This is a genomic window from Virgibacillus sp. (genome assembly GCF_013393565.1).
GTDB classification, from domain to species: Bacteria; Bacillota; Bacilli; order Bacillales; family Amphibacillaceae; genus Virgibacillus; species Virgibacillus dokdonensis.
In genome coordinates this window covers 38,152-55,984 of record NZ_JABXHF010000022.1, presented here as the reverse complement: position 1 = coordinate 55,984, position 17,833 = coordinate 38,152, and the positions used below count along the sequence as shown (strand labels likewise).

The window sequence follows — 17,833 nt, the reverse complement described above, 5'->3', positions numbered from 1 at the left end:
ATCAAAGCATACTTCTACCGTTCAACCACTTACAGGCTTTGACCAATTTAACCGGATTTCCGGGGAAATTTCTCGTGACATGGGCGATAATATTTCTGGGATGATTGAAGGGTATGATAAAAAAAGTAAGCACCTCATATTCCGAATTATTGAAGAGTCTCAAAAAGACGTGAAGAAGGATGAATTAATTGTTAGCTCTGGAATGGGAGGCGTATTTCCAGCGGGGCTTCCGATTGGAAAAGTTCAAGAAGTAGTTCCTGACAAATATGGATTAACGAAAACTGCTTTAGTAAAACCATCTGCTGACATGTACGAATTAAACCAAGTAATTGTAGTCGATCGTTCTGTACAGACTGATGAAGGTCAGGAAAGTGAAGAGGAGGAGGAGTAATGAAGCGTGCCTATTTACCTCTTATCCTCCTACTTATTCTTGTTTTACAAGGAGTTTCTTTGGAATTACTGCCTGGAAACTTATTGAAATCAGATTGGCTGATTGTTTCCCATTGGGTGTTTATATTTCTTGTTTTTATCGCTGTATTCTATGACAATGAAAGCACCCACTATTCTGTTCTATACGCGTTAATCTTTGGTTTGCTAATTGATATAGTTTATACAAGTACACTAGGCGTTTATATGTTTTCGTACGCATCTACGATTTACTTGATTTATGGTCTGAAAAAATTACTGCACGGAAACATTCTTGTTGTAGCTTTGTTAGGTATTGTGGGATTAGTAGTGAGTGACGGGATGATTTATCTTATCTACTCTGTAGTCGCATTAACAGACATGCCGTGGAGTATGTATTTAACCAACCGATTATTGCCTACAATAGGGTCAAATTTAATTTTCTTATTCGTTTTATACCCGCTGTTTGCAAAAAAACTGACAAATTGGGGGAAAGATCAAATAACGAAAGGAAACTCATTTTGAGAGGCTATTTGGTTTTAGGGGAGTTGCTTAATTACTTTAAAATGAGCTGTAACCGACATGTTTTATCGACTCACCACATCGTCTTACACGAATAAGATAGTATAAAATTGTGGTGTTAAGTGTATAAGCAAAACTGGTGGTTGCATAAAGATTCGGCGATAGGCTAAGTTTTCTCCCCCCAACTCTCCCTAAATATAAAATATACGAGTACTGTTCTAGGGGAATATTGGTATTACAAATAAATTATACTTGTTAGGCTACCTAGTCAATGAAGTCTGACATACCATAGTAAATAAGGCTAAATATGATTTTAATTTGAAGCATTCTTCCGAGTTTCCGAATGTATAGAATGAGGTGAACGTGTGACACAGGAAAAAACACAATTAATTACCATGAAAGGTACAAAAGACGGGCTCACATTATTTATTGACGATACCTGTTCGTTTGAAGAAGCCATGCAGGAATTGCAGTATAAAATGAACGAGAGCAAGCCTGCACATGTGGAGCCGGTTGTAGCTGTAAGAGTTAAATTAGGCTATCGGTACTTAAAGCATGATCAGATGATTCGATTAAAAGAAATTATAACAGCTGAAAACCGTTTTACCATTCAAATCATTGAATCTGATGTTGTTCCTCGTGAAGAAGTTCGTAAATGGCAGGAAAATAGTGAAATAAAAACGATGAATCAAATAGTTCGTTCTGGACAAGTCTTACATATAACTGGCGATTTATTATTAATTGGGGATGTAAATCCAGGTGGAAAGGTAACGGCTACAGGCAATATCTTTGTAATGGGAAACTTGCGCGGAATTGCACATGCAGGTATTGATGGAGATAAACAAGCATTTATAGTTGCATCTTATATGAACCCGATGCAACTAAGGATCGCACATTATATAAGTCGTGCTCCAGATTATGAATCTGACGGTGTGTATATGGAGTGTGGACTGGTCGATGAAGAAAAAGATAAAATAATCATTGATCGACTCCAAGTTCTTTCACAGAAGCGAAGAGAGATAAACAGGTTCGAAAGGAGAATGCTGAATGGGTGAAGCAATAGTTATTACTTCTGGAAAAGGCGGGGTCGGAAAAACGACAACTACTGCGAATATCGGTACAGCTTTAGCTTTAATGGATAAGAAAGTTTGTTTAATAGATACGGATATTGGGCTTAGAAATCTTGATGTCATTATGGGATTAGAAAACCGTATCATTTATGACATTGTAGATGTTATTGAAGAAAGGTGTAAGCTGAAACAAGCATTAATTAAAGACAAACGCTTTGATTATTTAACTTTGTTGCCAGCTGCACAAACAAGTGATAAGACATCTGTGACAAGTGAAGGAATGCAACAAATTATTTATGAGCTGAAACAAGAATATGATTACATTATTATAGATTGCCCGGCAGGAATCGAGCAAGGCTTTCAAAATGCAATTGCAGGTGCTGATAAAGCAATTGTGGTTACTACTCCAGAAAAATCGAGTGTGCGAGATGCTGATCGTATAATCGGATTATTGGAAAAAGAGGAAATGGTTGAATCTCCACGTTTAATTATTAACCGCATTCGAAATCATATGATGAAAAATGGAGATATGCTTGATATTGATGAAGTTTTACAAATTTTATCTGTAGATCTAATTGGTATTGTGATAGATGATGATGAAGTGATTAAAGCTTCCAATAAAGGCGAACCAGTTGCGTTTAAACCTACTTCTAAAGCCTCTATTGCTTATCGGAATATTGCTAGAAGAATCTTAGGCGAAACAGTCCCGTTGCAATCATTAGATACAGAAAAAGGTATGATGCAAAAGCTTAAGCAATTTTTAGGCATGCGTTCTTAAATGCAGTAATTAATATAATACAGTCATACACAAAAAGCAGGCTTTTCCTGCTTTTTGTAGTATAAGAAAGCAATAACGAAATAGTAAAATAGCCACTTCCGTCTTCATCGCCGAGCAACTAGGCGACTTCACTTCATTGACCCTAAGCTAAGTCATCGTCGGTTCATAACTAAGAGGAAGGCCGACTAAAAACGGGCTTGGCACCCGACATCGGCATCACCCTGTTTTTAGTGGCGTGATTCCTAAATCTTTCGTTGATTTGTTCCATTCGCTACGTTGTTAACGCGCTAAAATAAACTACAGCTTTCGTTATAAGACTTAGCGATAAGCCAATTTTTTCTAATATCATATCAAAGTATTCAATTGTGCATTTTTGAATCGTTTCGCTCTTCCTCTTACTAACATATATTTGCAACTAGCTTCATATACTTGTACAAATGTGATTAGAAGGAATGAGAAACTATGAGTAGAGGAGTTAAGCAAGTACGTCAATCTATTGAACAAAGAAAAAAAACACGTAACATTATTTCACAGAATAGCGCATCAAAATCTGTCGTTACACCATTTGTGCAAGAGGAGGAAAAGCATGGGTTTGAACCGCTCTATACTGCAACATCAAGTAATGGGCGACAAGGAAAAATAGTAACAGGACTTTTATGGAAAGCAATTCTTTCCGCTATCTTATTTTTGACGGTTGCAATTATTTGGCAGATGGAATCAACTCGACTACAAACCGCTAAATCCATTATAAGCACTGCCCTTATAGAGGAATTCCCATTTGCTAAAGTAAATCTATGGTATCAAGATACATTTGGTAGTCCACTTGCTTTCATGCCGGACGGAGCTCCAAAAGATCAGGTCGTAAATGAGAATGCTCCAGTAATTCCAGTAAACGGTAATGTTTCTGAATCTTTTCAAACGAACGGTACAGGAATAAAAATTTCACCTAATGAAAAATCAGATATAATGGCGTTGGAACAGGGGATTGTCATTTTTGCTGGAAACGATCGGCAAACAAATAAAACAATTGTCATTCAACATCCAGATGATAGTATTACCACGTACGGTGAATTAAGTAATATTGATGTTCACTTATACGAACATGTTGCTAAGAAGCAACCTATTGGCCAGTTTGTTCCGACTGAAAATAACCAAGCAGTTTATTTTTCTATTGAGAAGGATAATCAATATATAGACCCCGTTCAGGTGATAAAAGTTGACGATGTGGAATAGTTTATTGCCAAAAATTCACTTCCATCCTATTTTACTGCTTTTTCTCCTGATTTCTTTTTTTACGGGTACATTTATGCAACTGGCTATTTTATTGTTTATTGTGTTTTTTCATGAATTAGGTCACTACATAATGGCATTACAATTTAAATGGCGTATAAAGAAAATTATGCTCTGGGTATTTGGTGGTGTCATGGACACAGAAGAGCATGGGACCAGACCTGTGAGAGAAGAGATTCTGGTCATTTGTGCCGGACCCTTTCAGCATATTGTATTATACGTTATTGCGCTGGTGGCAGTTGATACAGGGGTAATATCCTCATCCATATTTGATACTTTTATGTACTATAATACGACTATATTTATTTTTAATTTATTACCCGTATTACCTTTAGATGGAGGGAAATTACTTCAGCTTATCATATCAACAAAATGGCCATACAAAACGGCATACTATCGATCGATTTATTTCTCGTTGATTGCTTGTCTTTTTTTGCTTGGCACTTCTTTAGTTATCCAACCATTTACACTAAGTACTTTTTTGTTGTGCCTTTTCTTACTGTTTGAAAATAAAAATGAATGGAAAAAACGGTACTATGTATTTACAAGGTTCCTTCTTAAGCGTTTTGAAACAAGACATAATCCAATTTGCCGGACAAGATCTATTAGGGTGAAAGCAGAAAAATCGTTACTAGAAGTTTTTTCTTATTTTTACCGTGGATGGAGTCACAATATTTACATTATATACCCAAATGGCTCCATAAAGCTTATGAATGAATATGATTGCCTATATTGGTATTTTGAAGCTAAACGGTACAAAGATACAGTTGGTGACTTAGGTGATTTGACTAATAACACGAAGTAGTATTGTCATTTTATAGGTGTTCGATATTTACCCTGAATTGTAGAATGTAAAGCGATTGATGGTACAAGATCTTCTAACACTATAAACAAATGCGGATAAGAGGCAATGTAATAAATGAAGCGTTCATTTGTATAGAAAGCATTATTTTCCCGAGAAGTTATCATAAACTTATTGACAATGAATGTATTGTAATGGTAACATTAATACGTTATTCATCGTAGCACCAGTGCTACAACCGCTCAGAACAGGTTGTAAACTCAATGTGTAGTACCTGTATGGCGAGTCTTAGTTTATGGGAGGTGCAAAGTATATGTATGCTATTATTGAAACTGGTGGCAAACAAATGAAAGTAGAAGAAGGTCAAGAAATCTTCATTGAAAAAGTTGCTGCTGATCAAGACGAGACGGTTACATTTGACAAAGTTCTTTTTGTTGGTGGAGATGATGTAAAAGTTGGTGCTCCATATGTAAATGGTGCATCGGTAACTGCTAAAGTTGCTAAACATGGTCGTCAAAAGAAGATTACTGTGTTTAAATATAAGCCAAAAAAGAATTATCATCGTAAGCAAGGTCATCGTCAGCCTTACACTAAATTAGTGATTGATAAAATCAACGCTTAGAGGTTACTTATGATACAAGTAATTGTTTTTCGTGAAGATGAACAAATAAGAGCATTTGAACTTTCCGGACATGCTGAAAGCGGTCCTTATGGATATGATTTAGTGTGTGCAGGAGTGTCTGCAGTATCCGTTGGTTCTATAAACGCAGTTCTGGCTTTATGTGAAGTGGATCTTGATATAAACCAAAGTGATAATGGCGGTTATCTTCATGTAACAATACCAGACTATATTTCTTCTGAAGAAATGCGTCGAGTTCAATTATTATTTGAAGGTATGCTTGTATCACTTTCGTCCATAGAACAGGATTATGGACAATTTATTACTATTCAAGATAAATAAGGAGGTGTATCTTATGCTACGTCTAGATTTGCAGTTTTTCGCACAGAAAAAAGGTGCTGGTAGTACAAAAAACGGTCGTGATTCCGAATCCAAGCGGCTTGGTTCTAAAAGTGCTGATGGCCAATTTGTAACAGGTGGATCTATTCTTTACCGTCAACGTGGAACGAAGGTTTATCCTGGTGAGAACGTTGGTCGCGGTGGAGATGATACACTTTTTTCAAAAATCGATGGTGTTGTAAAGTTTGAACGTTACGGGCGTAATCGTAAAAAAGTAAGTGTATACCCTGTTGCTAAAGAAGCATAATACAAAACTCCAGCCAATTCATTGGCTGGAGTTTTTAACGTTTAATATTATTTTTTTCTATAGAAAAAAGGAACCAAAACAAAACGTGGAAAATGAAAGAACCCACAAGGATTGAAAAATGACTTAGGAGAATGAATGACCTTTTTTGCGTTTTCTGCTATACTTTTGGACATGTGGGAGGATGTTATATGAATGCAGAAGAAGCTGTTCGTTTCATGCAGCATTATCGGCATGACTTAATGAATCATTTACAAATAATTCACGGTTATGCTTCAATGGGCAATGTTAAAAAGATAGAAGAAAAGATAGTTGATATCATTCATTGTTATAATATGGAACGAAAATTAATGCACCTACAAGCAAATGAGTTTTGTTTATGGGTGATGAAGCACGCTTATATGTATGTGGATGTAAAATTAGAGTACGATATACATACGGAAGGAAAGCGGATTGAAAGTATAGACCAAATATTAACGGAGCAATGTGAGCAATTTTTAGCTGTGGTAAAGAAGCTGAAGCTCAAAGATGAATTTATAACGGTTCATTTAGTTGTTAAGCAGGAACAGAAGGATTGGATAACAATGTATTTCTCAGTAAGTGAATTTTTTAATCATGCACAGTTAAAAGAACAACTGCATCGGTTGGAGACGCATTTTCCTTTAACTGTAATGGACAATAGTGACATTGTAGAATGCTCTTTTTCTGTTCCGTGTAATTGAAAGAGGTGAGGACATGTTTGTAGATCAGGTAAGTGTTTATGTTAAAGCTGGTGATGGTGGTAATGGCCTTGTCGCATATCGTAGGGAAAAGTATGTACCTAAAGGCGGCCCTGCTGGAGGCGATGGTGGCAATGGAGCTGATGTTAAATTTAAAGTGGATGAAGGGCTGAACACTTTAATGGATTTTCGGTATAATCGCCATTTTAAAGGAAAACGTGGCGAAAATGGGATGAGCAAAAACCAACATGGAAAAAACGCCCCTCATTTAGTTGTTCCAGTACCACCTGGGACAACAGTAATAGATGAAAGCACCGGAGAATTAATTGCTGATTTAACGGAACATAATCAAGAAGCTGTGATTGCAAAAGGGGGTCGAGGCGGTAGAGGGAATTCACGCTTTGCAACTCCAAGAAATCCAGCGCCAGATATAGCAGAGAATGGCGAGCCAGGACAGGAAAGACAAATAAAGGTGGAATTAAAGCTAATCGCTGATGTCGGATTAATCGGTTTTCCTAGTGTTGGAAAATCTACCTTCTTATCTGTAGTAAGTGCTGCAAGACCTAAAATTGCAGATTATCATTTTACTACATTAGCTCCCAATTTAGGTGTTGTTGATACAAATGACCAGAGAAGCTTTGTTATGGCTGATCTTCCAGGTTTAATTGAAGGAGCACATGAAGGAGTAGGATTAGGTTACCAATTTCTGCGTCATGTAGAAAGAACGAGAGTACTTGTTCATGTCATTGATATGGCTGCAACAGAAGGTCGGAATCCTTATGATGATTATGTTAAAATTAATCAAGAACTAGAGCAGTATGATTCTAAATTGATGACACGACCCCAAATTATAGCGGCAAACAAGATGGATATGCCGGGTTCAAAAGAAAATTTGGAAGTTTTTAAGGAAAAGCTACAAAATAAACATCCTGTTTATGAAATATCTGCACTCACAAAAGATGGCGTTCGCGATATATTATTTGCGATTGCTGATAAATTAGAAAAAATACCAAAAAGTGCTGTGGATGAAGAAGAAGCTGTTCCAAAAGAAGAGAAAGTTATCTATCGTTATCATAAAGAAGAAGATCCGTTTGAAATTACGCGAGATGATGATGGTGCTTATGTATTATCTGGACATCGCATTGAAAAGTTATTTAAGATGACTGATTTTAACCACGATCAAGCTGTACAGCGGTTTGCACGTCAGCTAAGAAAAATGGGAGTTGATGATGCTTTAAGAAAACGAGGTGCAGAGGACGGAGATACGGTTCGTATATTAGAATTTGAGTTTGAATTTATGGAATAAGAACATGTGCCGTCTATGAAACAAACGAAAAAAGTATAAAGGTTAAAGATGTTCATTTCTAGCTACATTCGTAGAGGCTGGGTAAAAGCTTCTAGAATGTAGTTTCACTTTATTTTCAACAGAATCATTTTTATATTAGAAAATATAGGGGGATAACGTAGTGACAGCAACTATTGGCTATTTGGGACCAAAAGGTACGTTTACAAAACTAGCAGTGGACAAGACATTTAATGGCGAGGTAAAACATAGTTATTCTACAATACCAGCATGTATTGATGCAGTAAATAATGGGGAGATTAATATCGGTGTTGTACCATTAGAAAATGCTATAGAAGGCACGGTTCAATTGACCGTTGATTATTTAGTACATCAAGTACGTTTGCCGATTATGGCAGAAATTGTTGTTCCTATACAGCAACATCTTTTGGTGCACACTAGTTTCACCGGAAAAATGGCTGATATAAAGGAAGTGCACTCTCATAGTCATGCTATTGCACAATGTCATCAGTATATTCATCAACACTTACCAAATGCAACGCTTCATTTTACTTCATCTACAGGTAAAGCAGCAGAACTAATAAGTGAAAGAAAAGGAGAACCAGTAGCTGCAATTGGTAATCAATTAGCTGCTAATATATATCGACTCCATACAATACAGAAAAACATTCATGATTTTCCGAATAATCATACGAGGTTTATTGTGTTAAGTAAACAACAGGAATTGGTAAAAATAGCACATCCCGTTCAATCAGAGAAAACAACGCTATTAATTACACTCCCAAGCGATTTTGCAGGAGCATTACATCAAGTATTATCTGCTTTTGCATGGAGAAAAATGAATTTGTCTAAAATTGAATCTCGTCCCATGAAAACAGGGCTAGGTAATTATTTCTTTATTATTGATGTTAATCAACCTTATGATGAAGTTCTCTTCCCAGGTGTAAAAGCAGAATTAGAAGCATTAGGCTGTCAAGTGACCGTTTTAGGGACATATCCAGTATATCAATTGGATCATTTATAAAATATAAGGAAAACTTTCTTTTCAACAACCAATCCACACCATTATGTAGAGATAATTCTATATTTAAATTTATCAACATTTAATCTTTCTTTGCATATGTTGATATAGAGTAATTAGCCCAGATATGACAGAGAGGAGTTTGATGAATTTGAAAATACACATTGTACAAAAAGGTGATACGATGTGGGAGATAGCTCAACAATATGGTGTGGATTTTGAAGAATTAAAGCAATTAAATAGTCAAATTTCCAGTCCAGACATGATTATGCCTGGGATGAAAATAAAAATTCCTGGAAATTCCAAATCAGTAAAACAAACGCAAATGAAGGAAATGCAGCAACCTCTGAAAGAGCAACCATATAAAGAAATCCAGAAAAAGCCAACCCCTGTGATTAAGGAAGATGATAAGGAAAAACCTAAAATGGTGAAGCCGGAAATGCCGCCAATGCCGTCTATGCCACAAATGCCACCAATGCAACAAATGCATACCCAACCAATGATGCAAATGCCAGTAATGGAACAAGAGTTTCAAAATTATACAACAATCAACTTTCCGCAAATGCCAGCACAACCAAAGCAAGAAGCAAAGCCTGTTAAAAAGGAAAAGCCAAAAGAGGAGCCAAAACAGGTGAAAGCACAACAGCAACCAATGCCTCAGCCAATGCCAATGATGCAACCACAAGTTCCAATGGCTCCACTATGCTGTTACGTTATGGATCCGTGCTATCCACAAATACCTTTTCAGACGGTAGGACCGAACCCTTGGGCTTGTCATGGTATGGCGATGCCATCAATGCCAATGGCTTATGAGCACGGGCAACACGCTAGCATGATGGGAAGTCAAGGATATATGCCAACTATGGGAAATGAAATGATGCCGCAAATGCAGGCGAATATGGGGGGAGGAGCTCAAGCGTCTTGGAACAGTCAAATGCAATGTGGGTCTCAGGGTATGTATCGCAACCAAGTGGGAGAAGAAAGTCCTGACCAACATACATCAGAAATGCATGTGCCGTTGTATCCCCCGTTTCAAAATAATATGAATCAAATGCCATTTCCGATGCCTCCTGGGTATTATGAATCATCACAGAAAGAACAAAGGGAAGAGAAGGAAGATAAGTAATTGTTAAAAGGGGCGACATTTCCATCGTCTCTTTTTTATACTTTATAGGAGAGTATAAAAGTTTATATTATAAGAAAAACGATAGCTTTCCGCCAAAAAAAGTGACGACAAGCTAAGTTTTTCTAATATTTATTTGTTTTGTTTTTGTAAACACGATTACTGTCATATTCATACTAGCTGATTTTTTTCGGAGATAGCGGAGTGGTCAGTATCTCTAGAGTTTGCATATACTCAAACAAAGAAAAAAGCAAGTCAGCAATTGATAGCGCGGTAGCTGAGAGATTTTCCATTGCCGTGAATTGGGAGTTTGAAGTCTATATAGCGTCAGTGGTACCGTTAAGCAAGCGGAGAAAAAACACAGAGACTCGAAAATAATTGCAATGTTTCGCTGTCTGTAGTTTCCTTGTCCTGTGGAAACGTAGTGGGAAAACCTCGCAGAAAAGAGCGAACTTCTTTTTTTCGAGGAGGCCTTAGCGCTAGCGTATGGAAAGCGTTGCGTTTTTTCGCAGTGGTAACTAGCCACATTTCGCTTACATGTAATGTTGTATTAAAAGCCAATCAATAACAGTGTACATAAATAGAGTACGGGAAATATTGGGTTATAGCTAGGTCGATAAAAACTTTGTGAATTCCTATAGTGTGAAAAATTCATATTAATGGTATTATAATTAAAGTAAGTTTCCATTTACAGTAGATTTTCCTATGTAGCATTACGTTTAACGTGATTGTAAGAGCTTGAATACATGCTATAAAGGAATTGTATTTTGTGAAAAGTAAAACATACTTATGAATGAAATGTCTAATTAGTTAAGAAGAAAAAGGAAACAGACAACCAGTTTTATGGTTGCTAATATAAATAAGGAGGGCTTAAGTTGAAAAAAGAAGTAGACGAAATTGTAAGTTGGTTACAATTTCAAGTGGAAAAAACAGGCGTTAAGGGATTAGCTGTAGGTGTTAGTGGAGGTATTGATTCTGCTGTTGTGGCAGCATTAATTAAAAAAGCTTGTCCAGATAATTCTATAGGAGTAATTATGCCAATCCATTCAAGTAATTCTTCTGTAAAAGATGCGAAATCTGTAGTGGAGAAAATAGATATAGATCATGTAACAATTGATTTAGCTAAAATGAGAGATAATATGTATAACTCTATTCAATCAGAACTACAAGCAAATCAAATGTATAATACAAATAATGAAAAACTGGCGAAAGCCAATTTAAGTGCAAGAATACGGATGAGTACACTATATACGATAGCAACTAATCATAATTATCTCGTTGTCGGCACAGATAATGCTGCGGAATGGTATACAGGTTATTTCACAAAGTATGGAGACGGCGGAGTGGATATTCTTCCTATTGTTGAATTTACAAAAGGAGAAGTGAAGGAACTAGCAGCTTATTTAGGGATTCCTGATGCTGTTGTAAACAAACAGCCTAGTGCAGATTTGTGGAAAGGACAGAGTGACGAAGAAGAAATGGGCATTCGTTATGCCGTGATCGACGCATATCTCAAAGGTGAAGATATTCCTCAAGCAGACCGTAAAAAAATTGAAACCATGCACAAAAGAACGGCACATAAGCGTGAAAGTTTACCCTTTTTTTCTCGAAAAAAATAGACTTTACCTATTATTAACTGTGTAAAAACACCTTCATGAACCAAACTATTGGTAAGGAGGTGTTTTTTTATGCGGTTTAAAATAAATATTATACTACTCAGTTTGGCTTTTATTGTGCTAGGTTGTACGAATGAAGAAGCCGAATATGATTATCAACACCATGAAAAAGACAATACGCAGCCTATTCATTATGAAACAGATAAGGAGAGGAAAGATCGTTTAAATATTCGAGAAGAGACAGTTGGAGAAAAAGGTGGCTATCCACAAAGTAAGCAAGACAATATAAATCGATCGGATTTTAAAAGTGGTTATGCTGATCCTTTTACCAATGAAGAATCAAAATTAATCGCAGAAGCATTACGAGATCATAAACAAATTAGTCAAGCTCAAGTCGCTTCTACAGCTGACCGTATTTTAATAGGAGTAAAGTTAAATACGCATGTGACAGATGATGTTGGGGAAGACATTAAAAAAGAAGTAAAACAATTACTACCTCAAGCAAATAAAGAAATCATTATTTATACAGACGATGCGCATTGGGAGAAAATGAAAAATTTAGAAGCAAGGATAGAAGCAAAGGATAATGGTAAAAAAATGGAAGAGTTTATTAACCAATTTGTAAAGTGAGAAAAAGAAGTGGAAGGTGATTTTTACTTCCGCTTCCACTCGATTGGAAACGAAGTTGCGGGTTCTCTCCTCATTCCCAACGAATTGTTGGAGGGCTAGAAAAAGCCACAACCTTATTATTTTAATCTAAGTTAAATCTGTTAGAATGAAGAGGAGATGTACATAGCGAGAGAGGATTTTATTTCTGTTTCACTGTTAATTTCGTGAGCAGTACATACTACCTCAAAGGCTTATAAATTGGAGTAAGTGGTATTATGGGTATCTCTTTAAGAATTGGCTTATTTTTGATATAGTAAGAAAGGAAATTTCTAGAGAGGAGAATGTCCTCATGGCTGGTCATTCTAAATGGAAAAATATACAACGAAGAAAAAACGCGCAAGATGCAAAAAAAGGAAAAATCTTCATGCGGCATGCCAAAGATATATATACGGCTGCTAAGCAAGGTGGTGGTGATATGGCGTTAAACCCGAGTCTACGCCTTGCTGTTGATAAAGCAAAAGCTGATAATATGCCAAACGATAATATAGATCGTGCAATCAAAAAAGCAACCGGGTCATTAGACGGTGCCAATTTTGAAGAGTTAACATATGAAGGGTATGGTCCGGGAGGAGTAGCTGTCATTGTGCATGTTCTAACAGACAATAAAAACAGAACGGCAGCAGACATACGCCATGCATTCAAAAAAAACAATGGTAACCTAGGTGAAAATGGCAGCGTGTCGTTTATGTTTGACCGTAAAGGTTACATTGTTATTACCGATGAACAAGGTGAAATAGATGAAGACGAATTAACATTAGAAGCCTTGGAAGCTGGGGCTGAGGATATACAAGTAGAGGAAGGTACGTTTGAAGTATTTACAGATCCAGAAAATTTTCCAGAAGTTGTCAATTATTTGGTGGAATCTGGTTACGCTATTGCTGATTCAGAAATAACACTTATCCCGCAAACAACTACTACTTTATCAGAAGAAGCCGCTACGCAAATGATGAATTTAATTGAAACATTAGAAGAAAACGAGGATGTACAAGATATTCATCATAATTTGGAAGTAACGGAATAATCGCTGTACACACTTTGACGTTAAACTTCTATTTCTTCAAGCTAGAAATAGAAGTTTATTCATTTCCATCAACTTATGATAGAATGAATGGATAAGGTAAAAGGAGTAGAGAAATGATTGCATATATACAAGGGAAGCTTACATATATACACGAAGAAGCGATTATTGTTGATGTACAGGGGGTTGGTTATGAAATTATTTGTGCCAATCCATTTGCTTTTCAAGATTTAGAAAATAAAGATATAAAAGTATATACATATCATCATGTTCGCGAGGATGCACAACTGTTATATGGCTTTAAGAACCTCGATGAAAAATATTTGTTTACAAAGCTTATATCTGTCTCAGGCATCGGCCCTAAAGGTGCGATCGCTATTATGGGGTCTGTTCATGTAGGAGAATTTGCTGCAGCAATTGAACGAGAAGATGAAGCTTTTTTAACTCATTTTCCAGGTATCGGGAAAAAGACAGCAAGGCAAATCATTCTTGATTTAAAAGGAAAATTAACTATTTCAACTACTGTAAATGAAGGACAGCAGAAAATAGATGAGCCATTTGATAATACAGCTGTTCAAGATGCTAAAGAAGCGTTAAAAGCTTTAGGCTACTCAGAAAATGAAATAAAAGCTACTTTATCTAAATTATCACATACAGGGTCTGAAACAACGGATATGTTAGTTCGTAAAGCATTAGCATTACTTATGAAAAATTAAGAGAGGAGGAGCAGGTTAATGGAAGATCGTATGGTCACTGGTGAACTGCAAGAAGAGGATGCAACTGTTGAATTAAGTTTGCGCCCGACGATGTTGTCACAATATATTGGACAGCATAAGGTGAAAGAAAACCTACGCATCTTTATTCAGGCTGCTAAAATGCGTGAGGAGCCTTTAGATCACGTTCTTTTATATGGTCCTCCAGGGCTTGGTAAAACAACGTTAGCAGCTATTATTGCCAATGAAATGGGTGTTCAATTTCGATCTACATCAGGCCCTGCTATTGAGCGAGCAGGTGACTTGGCAGCGATTCTTTCCTCTTTAGAAGCAGGGGATGTATTATTTATTGATGAAATCCACAGGTTGCCTAGAACCGTTGAAGAAGTTCTTTATCCTGCTATGGAAGATTTTTTTCTTGACATTGTGATCGGTTCAGGACCAAGTGCAAGATCTGTCAGAATAGATTTACCACCGTTTACATTAGTCGGGGCAACAACAAGAGCTGGTTTGTTATCTGCTCCGTTGCGTGATCGATTCGGGGTGTTGAGCAGGCTCGATTTTTATGATCCAGAAGATTTATGTATGATTATTGAACGTACTGCCGACATTTTTAATACAAGTATTACAAAAGAGGCAGCTTTGGAGGTTGCTGAACGATCTAGAGGTACGCCAAGAATTGCGAACCGTCTGTTAAAACGAATTCGTGATATTTCCCAAGTAAAAGGAGAACAGAAAATTAGTTTATCTACTACTAGTCAAGCATTAGAAATGCTACAGGTAGATAAACAAGGTTTAGATCATATCGATCATAAACTATTAAAGGGAATGATGAATCATTTTCAAGGTGGTCCTGTTGGCTTAGATACCATCGCAGCTACAATAGGTGAAGAACCGCAAACAATTGAAGATGTATATGAGCCGTTTTTATTACAGATTGGGTTTATTCAGCGAACACCACGGGGAAGAATAGTAACGCAAGAGGCTTATGAACACTTTGGATGGAAGGATAGAGCGGATAATGAACCTCGGTAAAGTCTTTATTGTACTAGGAATTATCTTCTTGCTAATGGGAGTTATTTGGAATTTCATCGGTAAGTTACCAGGGGATATCACGTGGAAAAAAGGAAATGTGATTTTTCATTTTCCTATTGTTACATCTATTGTGGTTAGCTTAATTCTAACATTGTTGTTTTATATTTTTGGCAAGTTTCGATAAAAGTAAGGAGTTTCATCATGAATATTGAAGAATTTGACTTTGATTTACCAAAAGAATTAATTGCTCAGACGCCGTTAAAAGAACGTACGGCTTCAAGGCTGCTTGTTTTAAATAAACAAACGAAAGCTATTTCTCACCACCATTTTTTTGATGTAAAGCAATTTTTAAAACCGGGGGATTGCCTTGTATTAAATAATACCCGAGTATTACCAGCAAGGCTTCATGGTATAAAAGAGGATACGGGAGCAAATGTTGAAATATTGTTGTTACATCAAGTAGACGGGGATTCGTGGGAAATACTTGCAAAGCCAGCGAAAAAAGTAAAGCTTGGAACGGTAATCCGTTTTGGAGATGGTCTCTTAACTGCAACAGTTACGCAAATCAAAGAGCATGGCGGTCGAGTGGTGGATTTCGCTTATACAGGAATCTTTTATGAGGTACTAGATCAATTAGGTGAGATGCCATTACCTCCTTATATCAAAGAACAACTTCCTGAAAAGGAACGTTATCAAACCGTTTATGCAAAAGAAGAAGGATCTGCTGCAGCTCCTACTGCTGGACTTCATTTTACGAAGGAGCTATTAAATGAATTAGAGCAAATGGGGGTATGCATTGCTTTTATCACATTACATGTAGGACTAGGTACTTTTCGCCCGGTAAGTGTAGAGACAGTGGAAGAACATGAGATGCATGCAGAATTTTATCATATGGATCAGAATACAGCGGATTTGCTTAATGACGTTAAACAATCTGATGGTCGAATTATTTCAGTAGGTACTACATCTACACGTACTTTAGAGACCATTGCTAGGGATAATCATGGAACTTTTAAGCAAGCTAGTGGTTGGACAGATATCTTCATTTATCCTCCTTATCAGTTTCAAGCAGTTGATGGTTTAATTACTAATTTTCATTTACCTAAATCCACTTTATTAATGTTAATTAGCGCATTTGCTGGTAAAGGTGCTGTGATGGAAGCATATCGTGAAGCTGTACAAGAGCGATATCGTTTCTTTAGTTTTGGAGATGCCATGTTTATATATGCTTAAATATACGCTTAACCACAGTGAATGATTTTGCAATAATTTTAACGTACTTTGCATGAAAAGATCACCCAACTGCTGAAAGAACGACTTTATTGATAAAGGAAGAGTAAATCATGACACCAATTACTTATGAATTAAAGAAAACATGTAAACAAACAGGCGCTAGATTAGGGCGTGTACACACTCCACATGGATCGTTCGATACTCCAACATTTATGCCGGTGGGGACATTAGCAACCGTAAAGACAATGAGTCCAGAAGAGTTAGCAGAGATAAATGCCAATATTATTTTATCTAACACCTATCATTTATGGTTGCGACCGGGTGAAGATATTATTAAAGAAGCTGGCGGCTTACATCAGTTTATGAATTGGAATGGAGCAATTTTGACCGATTCAGGCGGATTTCAAGTGTTCAGTTTGAGTGAAAATAGACATATTACGGAAGAAGGAGTTCATTTTCGTAGTCATTTAAACGGGGAAAAGCTATTTTTATCTCCGGAGAAAGCCATTCAGATACAAAATGCTTTAGGCTCCGACATTATGATGGCGTTAGATGAATGTCCACCTTATCCTGCAGAGTATCAATATATGAAAAGTTCTGTAGAACGAACTTCACGTTGGGCTGAAAGATGCTTAAAAGCACATGAACGAAAAGGGGAGCAAGGTTTATTTGGTATTATCCAAGGTGGAGAATATGAAGCATTAAGAAAGCAAAGCGCGCGTGATTTAATTTCCCTTGATTTTCCTGGTTATGCCATTGGCGGATTATCTGTTGGGGAGCCAAAAGACGTCATGAATCGTGTGCTTGAATTTACGACACCTTTCATGCCTAGTCATAAACCAAGATACTTAATGGGCGTTGGTTCGCCTGATTCTTTAATTGATGGCGCGATTCGCGGGGTGGATATGTTTGATTGTGTCCTTCCTACTAGAATTGCAAGGAACGGTACTTGTATGACGTCGAACGGTCGTTTAGTTGTGCGGAATGCAAAATATGCACGTGATTTTGCACCCATTGATAAAAATTGTGACTGCTATGTTTGTAAAAATTACACACGTGCCTATATACGTCATCTAATTAAATGTAATGAAACGTTCGGGTTCAGACTTACTACTTATCATAACTTATATTTTCTGTTAAAATTAATGGAGCAAGTACGAAAAGCGATTAGCGAAGATCGTCTTGGCTCATTTAGGGAGGAATTCTTTGAGCAATACGGTTTTAATAAACCGAATGCTAGGAATTTTTAACGTG

The 17,833-nt window shown here is 36.8% G+C and carries 21 protein-coding genes and 1 other annotated feature; all 21 genes read left to right on the top strand.

Features of this window, described 5'->3' with window-relative positions; translation table 11 throughout:
• Window positions 1-391 (top strand): rod shape-determining protein MreC (locus HLX49_RS06705; protein ID WP_296361061.1); only part of this gene is annotated, 391 nt, incomplete at its 5' end.
• A complete protein-coding gene (mreD, locus tag HLX49_RS06700; protein WP_077703429.1) occupies window positions 391-930 on the top strand; it encodes a rod shape-determining protein MreD in 540 nt (179 codons plus the stop codon). The genes HLX49_RS06705 and mreD, both read left to right, overlap by 1 nt.
• A gap of 362 nt (window positions 931-1,292) precedes the next feature.
• Window positions 1,293-1,982, top strand: a complete 690-nt coding sequence (gene minC / locus HLX49_RS06695; RefSeq protein WP_101933831.1) for a septum site-determining protein MinC — start codon at window positions 1,293-1,295, stop codon at window positions 1,980-1,982.
• Complete coding sequence (gene minD / locus HLX49_RS06690; protein ID WP_077703430.1) at window positions 1,975-2,775, top strand: septum site-determining protein MinD; 801 nt, start codon at window positions 1,975-1,977, stop codon at window positions 2,773-2,775. Before minC ends, minD begins: the two co-directional genes overlap by 8 nt.
• Window positions 2,776-3,237: 462 nt before the next feature.
• Window positions 3,238-4,008 carry a M23 family metallopeptidase gene (locus HLX49_RS06685; protein WP_077703431.1) on the top strand — a complete coding sequence of 257 codons (771 nt, stop codon included), beginning with the start codon at window positions 3,238-3,240 and terminating at the stop codon, window positions 4,006-4,008.
• Window positions 3,998-4,870 carry a M50 family metallopeptidase gene (locus tag HLX49_RS06680; protein ID WP_077703432.1) on the top strand — a complete coding sequence of 291 codons (873 nt, stop codon included), beginning with the start codon at window positions 3,998-4,000 and terminating at the stop codon, window positions 4,868-4,870. The genes HLX49_RS06685 and HLX49_RS06680 overlap by 11 nt, the downstream gene beginning before the upstream one ends.
• A gap of 223 nt (window positions 4,871-5,093) precedes the next feature.
• Window positions 5,094-5,166, top strand: a sequence feature (ribosomal protein L21 leader region).
• Between the two features lie 14 nt (window positions 5,167-5,180).
• The gene (gene rplU / locus HLX49_RS06675) at window positions 5,181-5,489 is read left to right on the top strand and encodes a 50S ribosomal protein L21 (protein ID WP_073004659.1); all 309 of its coding nucleotides are present in this window, start codon (window positions 5,181-5,183) and stop codon (window positions 5,487-5,489) included.
• Window positions 5,490-5,498: 9 nt separating this feature from the next.
• Window positions 5,499-5,828 (top strand): ribosomal-processing cysteine protease Prp, encoded by a 330-nt coding sequence (locus tag HLX49_RS06670; RefSeq protein WP_077703433.1) that lies wholly within the window; start codon window positions 5,499-5,501, stop codon window positions 5,826-5,828.
• A 13-nt stretch (window positions 5,829-5,841) separates the two neighbouring features.
• Window positions 5,842-6,132 carry a 50S ribosomal protein L27 gene (gene rpmA, locus HLX49_RS06665; protein WP_077703434.1) on the top strand — a complete coding sequence of 97 codons (291 nt, stop codon included), beginning with the start codon at window positions 5,842-5,844 and terminating at the stop codon, window positions 6,130-6,132.
• Window positions 6,133-6,320: 188 nt separating this feature from the next.
• A complete protein-coding gene (locus HLX49_RS06660; protein ID WP_164085518.1) occupies window positions 6,321-6,851 on the top strand; it encodes a Spo0B domain-containing protein in 531 nt (176 codons plus the stop codon).
• Window positions 6,852-6,864: 13 nt separating this feature from the next.
• The gene (obgE, locus tag HLX49_RS06655; protein WP_077703436.1) at window positions 6,865-8,154 is read left to right on the top strand and encodes a GTPase ObgE; all 1,290 of its coding nucleotides are present in this window, start codon (window positions 6,865-6,867) and stop codon (window positions 8,152-8,154) included.
• 160 nt (window positions 8,155-8,314) lie between these two features.
• Window positions 8,315-9,175, top strand: coding sequence for a prephenate dehydratase (gene pheA / locus HLX49_RS06650; RefSeq protein WP_077703437.1), 861 nt, complete (start codon window positions 8,315-8,317; stop codon window positions 9,173-9,175).
• A 148-nt stretch (window positions 9,176-9,323) separates the two neighbouring features.
• The gene (gene safA, locus HLX49_RS06645; RefSeq protein ID WP_296361060.1) at window positions 9,324-10,298 is read left to right on the top strand and encodes a SafA/ExsA family spore coat assembly protein; all 975 of its coding nucleotides are present in this window, start codon (window positions 9,324-9,326) and stop codon (window positions 10,296-10,298) included.
• A gap of 872 nt (window positions 10,299-11,170) precedes the next feature.
• Window positions 11,171-11,914: an NAD(+) synthase gene (nadE, locus tag HLX49_RS06640; RefSeq protein ID WP_296361059.1), complete on the top strand. Its 744-nt coding sequence runs from the start codon at window positions 11,171-11,173 to the stop codon at window positions 11,912-11,914.
• Window positions 11,915-11,983: 69 nt separating this feature from the next.
• On the top strand, window positions 11,984-12,541 hold the full coding sequence (locus tag HLX49_RS06635) for a YhcN/YlaJ family sporulation lipoprotein (RefSeq protein WP_296361058.1): 558 nt from the start codon (window positions 11,984-11,986) through the stop codon (window positions 12,539-12,541).
• Between the two features lie 328 nt (window positions 12,542-12,869).
• Window positions 12,870-13,601: a YebC/PmpR family DNA-binding transcriptional regulator gene (locus tag HLX49_RS06630; RefSeq protein ID WP_296361057.1), complete on the top strand. Its 732-nt coding sequence runs from the start codon at window positions 12,870-12,872 to the stop codon at window positions 13,599-13,601.
• A 113-nt stretch (window positions 13,602-13,714) separates the two neighbouring features.
• A complete protein-coding gene (gene ruvA, locus HLX49_RS06625; RefSeq protein WP_077703442.1) occupies window positions 13,715-14,314 on the top strand; it encodes a Holliday junction branch migration protein RuvA in 600 nt (199 codons plus the stop codon).
• Window positions 14,315-14,332: 18 nt separating this feature from the next.
• Entirely contained in the window at window positions 14,333-15,346 is a 1,014-nt protein-coding gene (ruvB, locus tag HLX49_RS06620) for a Holliday junction branch migration DNA helicase RuvB (RefSeq protein WP_296361056.1), read from the top strand.
• Window positions 15,333-15,530, top strand: a complete 198-nt coding sequence (locus tag HLX49_RS06615; protein WP_077703444.1) for a DUF2905 domain-containing protein — start codon at window positions 15,333-15,335, stop codon at window positions 15,528-15,530. The genes ruvB and HLX49_RS06615 overlap by 14 nt, the downstream gene beginning before the upstream one ends.
• A gap of 17 nt (window positions 15,531-15,547) precedes the next feature.
• A complete protein-coding gene (gene queA, locus HLX49_RS06610; RefSeq protein WP_296361055.1) occupies window positions 15,548-16,579 on the top strand; it encodes a tRNA preQ1(34) S-adenosylmethionine ribosyltransferase-isomerase QueA in 1,032 nt (343 codons plus the stop codon).
• Window positions 16,580-16,689: 110 nt separating this feature from the next.
• Window positions 16,690-17,829 carry a tRNA guanosine(34) transglycosylase Tgt gene (gene tgt, locus HLX49_RS06605; protein ID WP_077703446.1) on the top strand — a complete coding sequence of 380 codons (1,140 nt, stop codon included), beginning with the start codon at window positions 16,690-16,692 and terminating at the stop codon, window positions 17,827-17,829.
• Window positions 17,830-17,833 lie beyond the last annotated feature (4 nt).

Excerpts from the sequence above, each read along its gene's own strand:
- mreD (WP_077703429.1), top strand. The coding sequence starts at position 391 with ATGAAGCGTGCCTATTTACCTCTTATCCTCCTACTTATTCTTGTTTTA.
- minD (WP_077703430.1), top strand. The coding sequence starts at position 1,975 with ATGGGTGAAGCAATAGTTATTACTTCTGGAAAAGGCGGGGTCGGAAAA.
- HLX49_RS06685 (WP_077703431.1), top strand. The coding sequence starts at position 3,238 with ATGAGTAGAGGAGTTAAGCAAGTACGTCAATCTATTGAACAAAGAAAA.
- HLX49_RS06680 (WP_077703432.1), top strand. The coding sequence starts at position 3,998 with ATGTGGAATAGTTTATTGCCAAAAATTCACTTCCATCCTATTTTACTG.
- rplU (WP_073004659.1), top strand. The coding sequence starts at position 5,181 with ATGTATGCTATTATTGAAACTGGTGGCAAACAAATGAAAGTAGAAGAA.
- HLX49_RS06670 (WP_077703433.1), top strand. The coding sequence starts at position 5,499 with ATGATACAAGTAATTGTTTTTCGTGAAGATGAACAAATAAGAGCATTT.
- rpmA (WP_077703434.1), top strand. The coding sequence starts at position 5,842 with ATGCTACGTCTAGATTTGCAGTTTTTCGCACAGAAAAAAGGTGCTGGT.
- HLX49_RS06660 (WP_164085518.1), top strand. The coding sequence starts at position 6,321 with ATGAATGCAGAAGAAGCTGTTCGTTTCATGCAGCATTATCGGCATGAC.
- obgE (WP_077703436.1), top strand. The coding sequence starts at position 6,865 with ATGTTTGTAGATCAGGTAAGTGTTTATGTTAAAGCTGGTGATGGTGGT.
- HLX49_RS06635 (WP_296361058.1), top strand. The coding sequence starts at position 11,984 with ATGCGGTTTAAAATAAATATTATACTACTCAGTTTGGCTTTTATTGTG.
- HLX49_RS06630 (WP_296361057.1), top strand. The coding sequence starts at position 12,870 with ATGGCTGGTCATTCTAAATGGAAAAATATACAACGAAGAAAAAACGCG.
- ruvA (WP_077703442.1), top strand. The coding sequence starts at position 13,715 with ATGATTGCATATATACAAGGGAAGCTTACATATATACACGAAGAAGCG.
- ruvB (WP_296361056.1), top strand. The coding sequence starts at position 14,333 with ATGGAAGATCGTATGGTCACTGGTGAACTGCAAGAAGAGGATGCAACT.
- HLX49_RS06615 (WP_077703444.1), top strand. The coding sequence starts at position 15,333 with ATGAACCTCGGTAAAGTCTTTATTGTACTAGGAATTATCTTCTTGCTA.
- queA (WP_296361055.1), top strand. The coding sequence starts at position 15,548 with ATGAATATTGAAGAATTTGACTTTGATTTACCAAAAGAATTAATTGCT.
- tgt (WP_077703446.1), top strand. The coding sequence starts at position 16,690 with ATGACACCAATTACTTATGAATTAAAGAAAACATGTAAACAAACAGGC.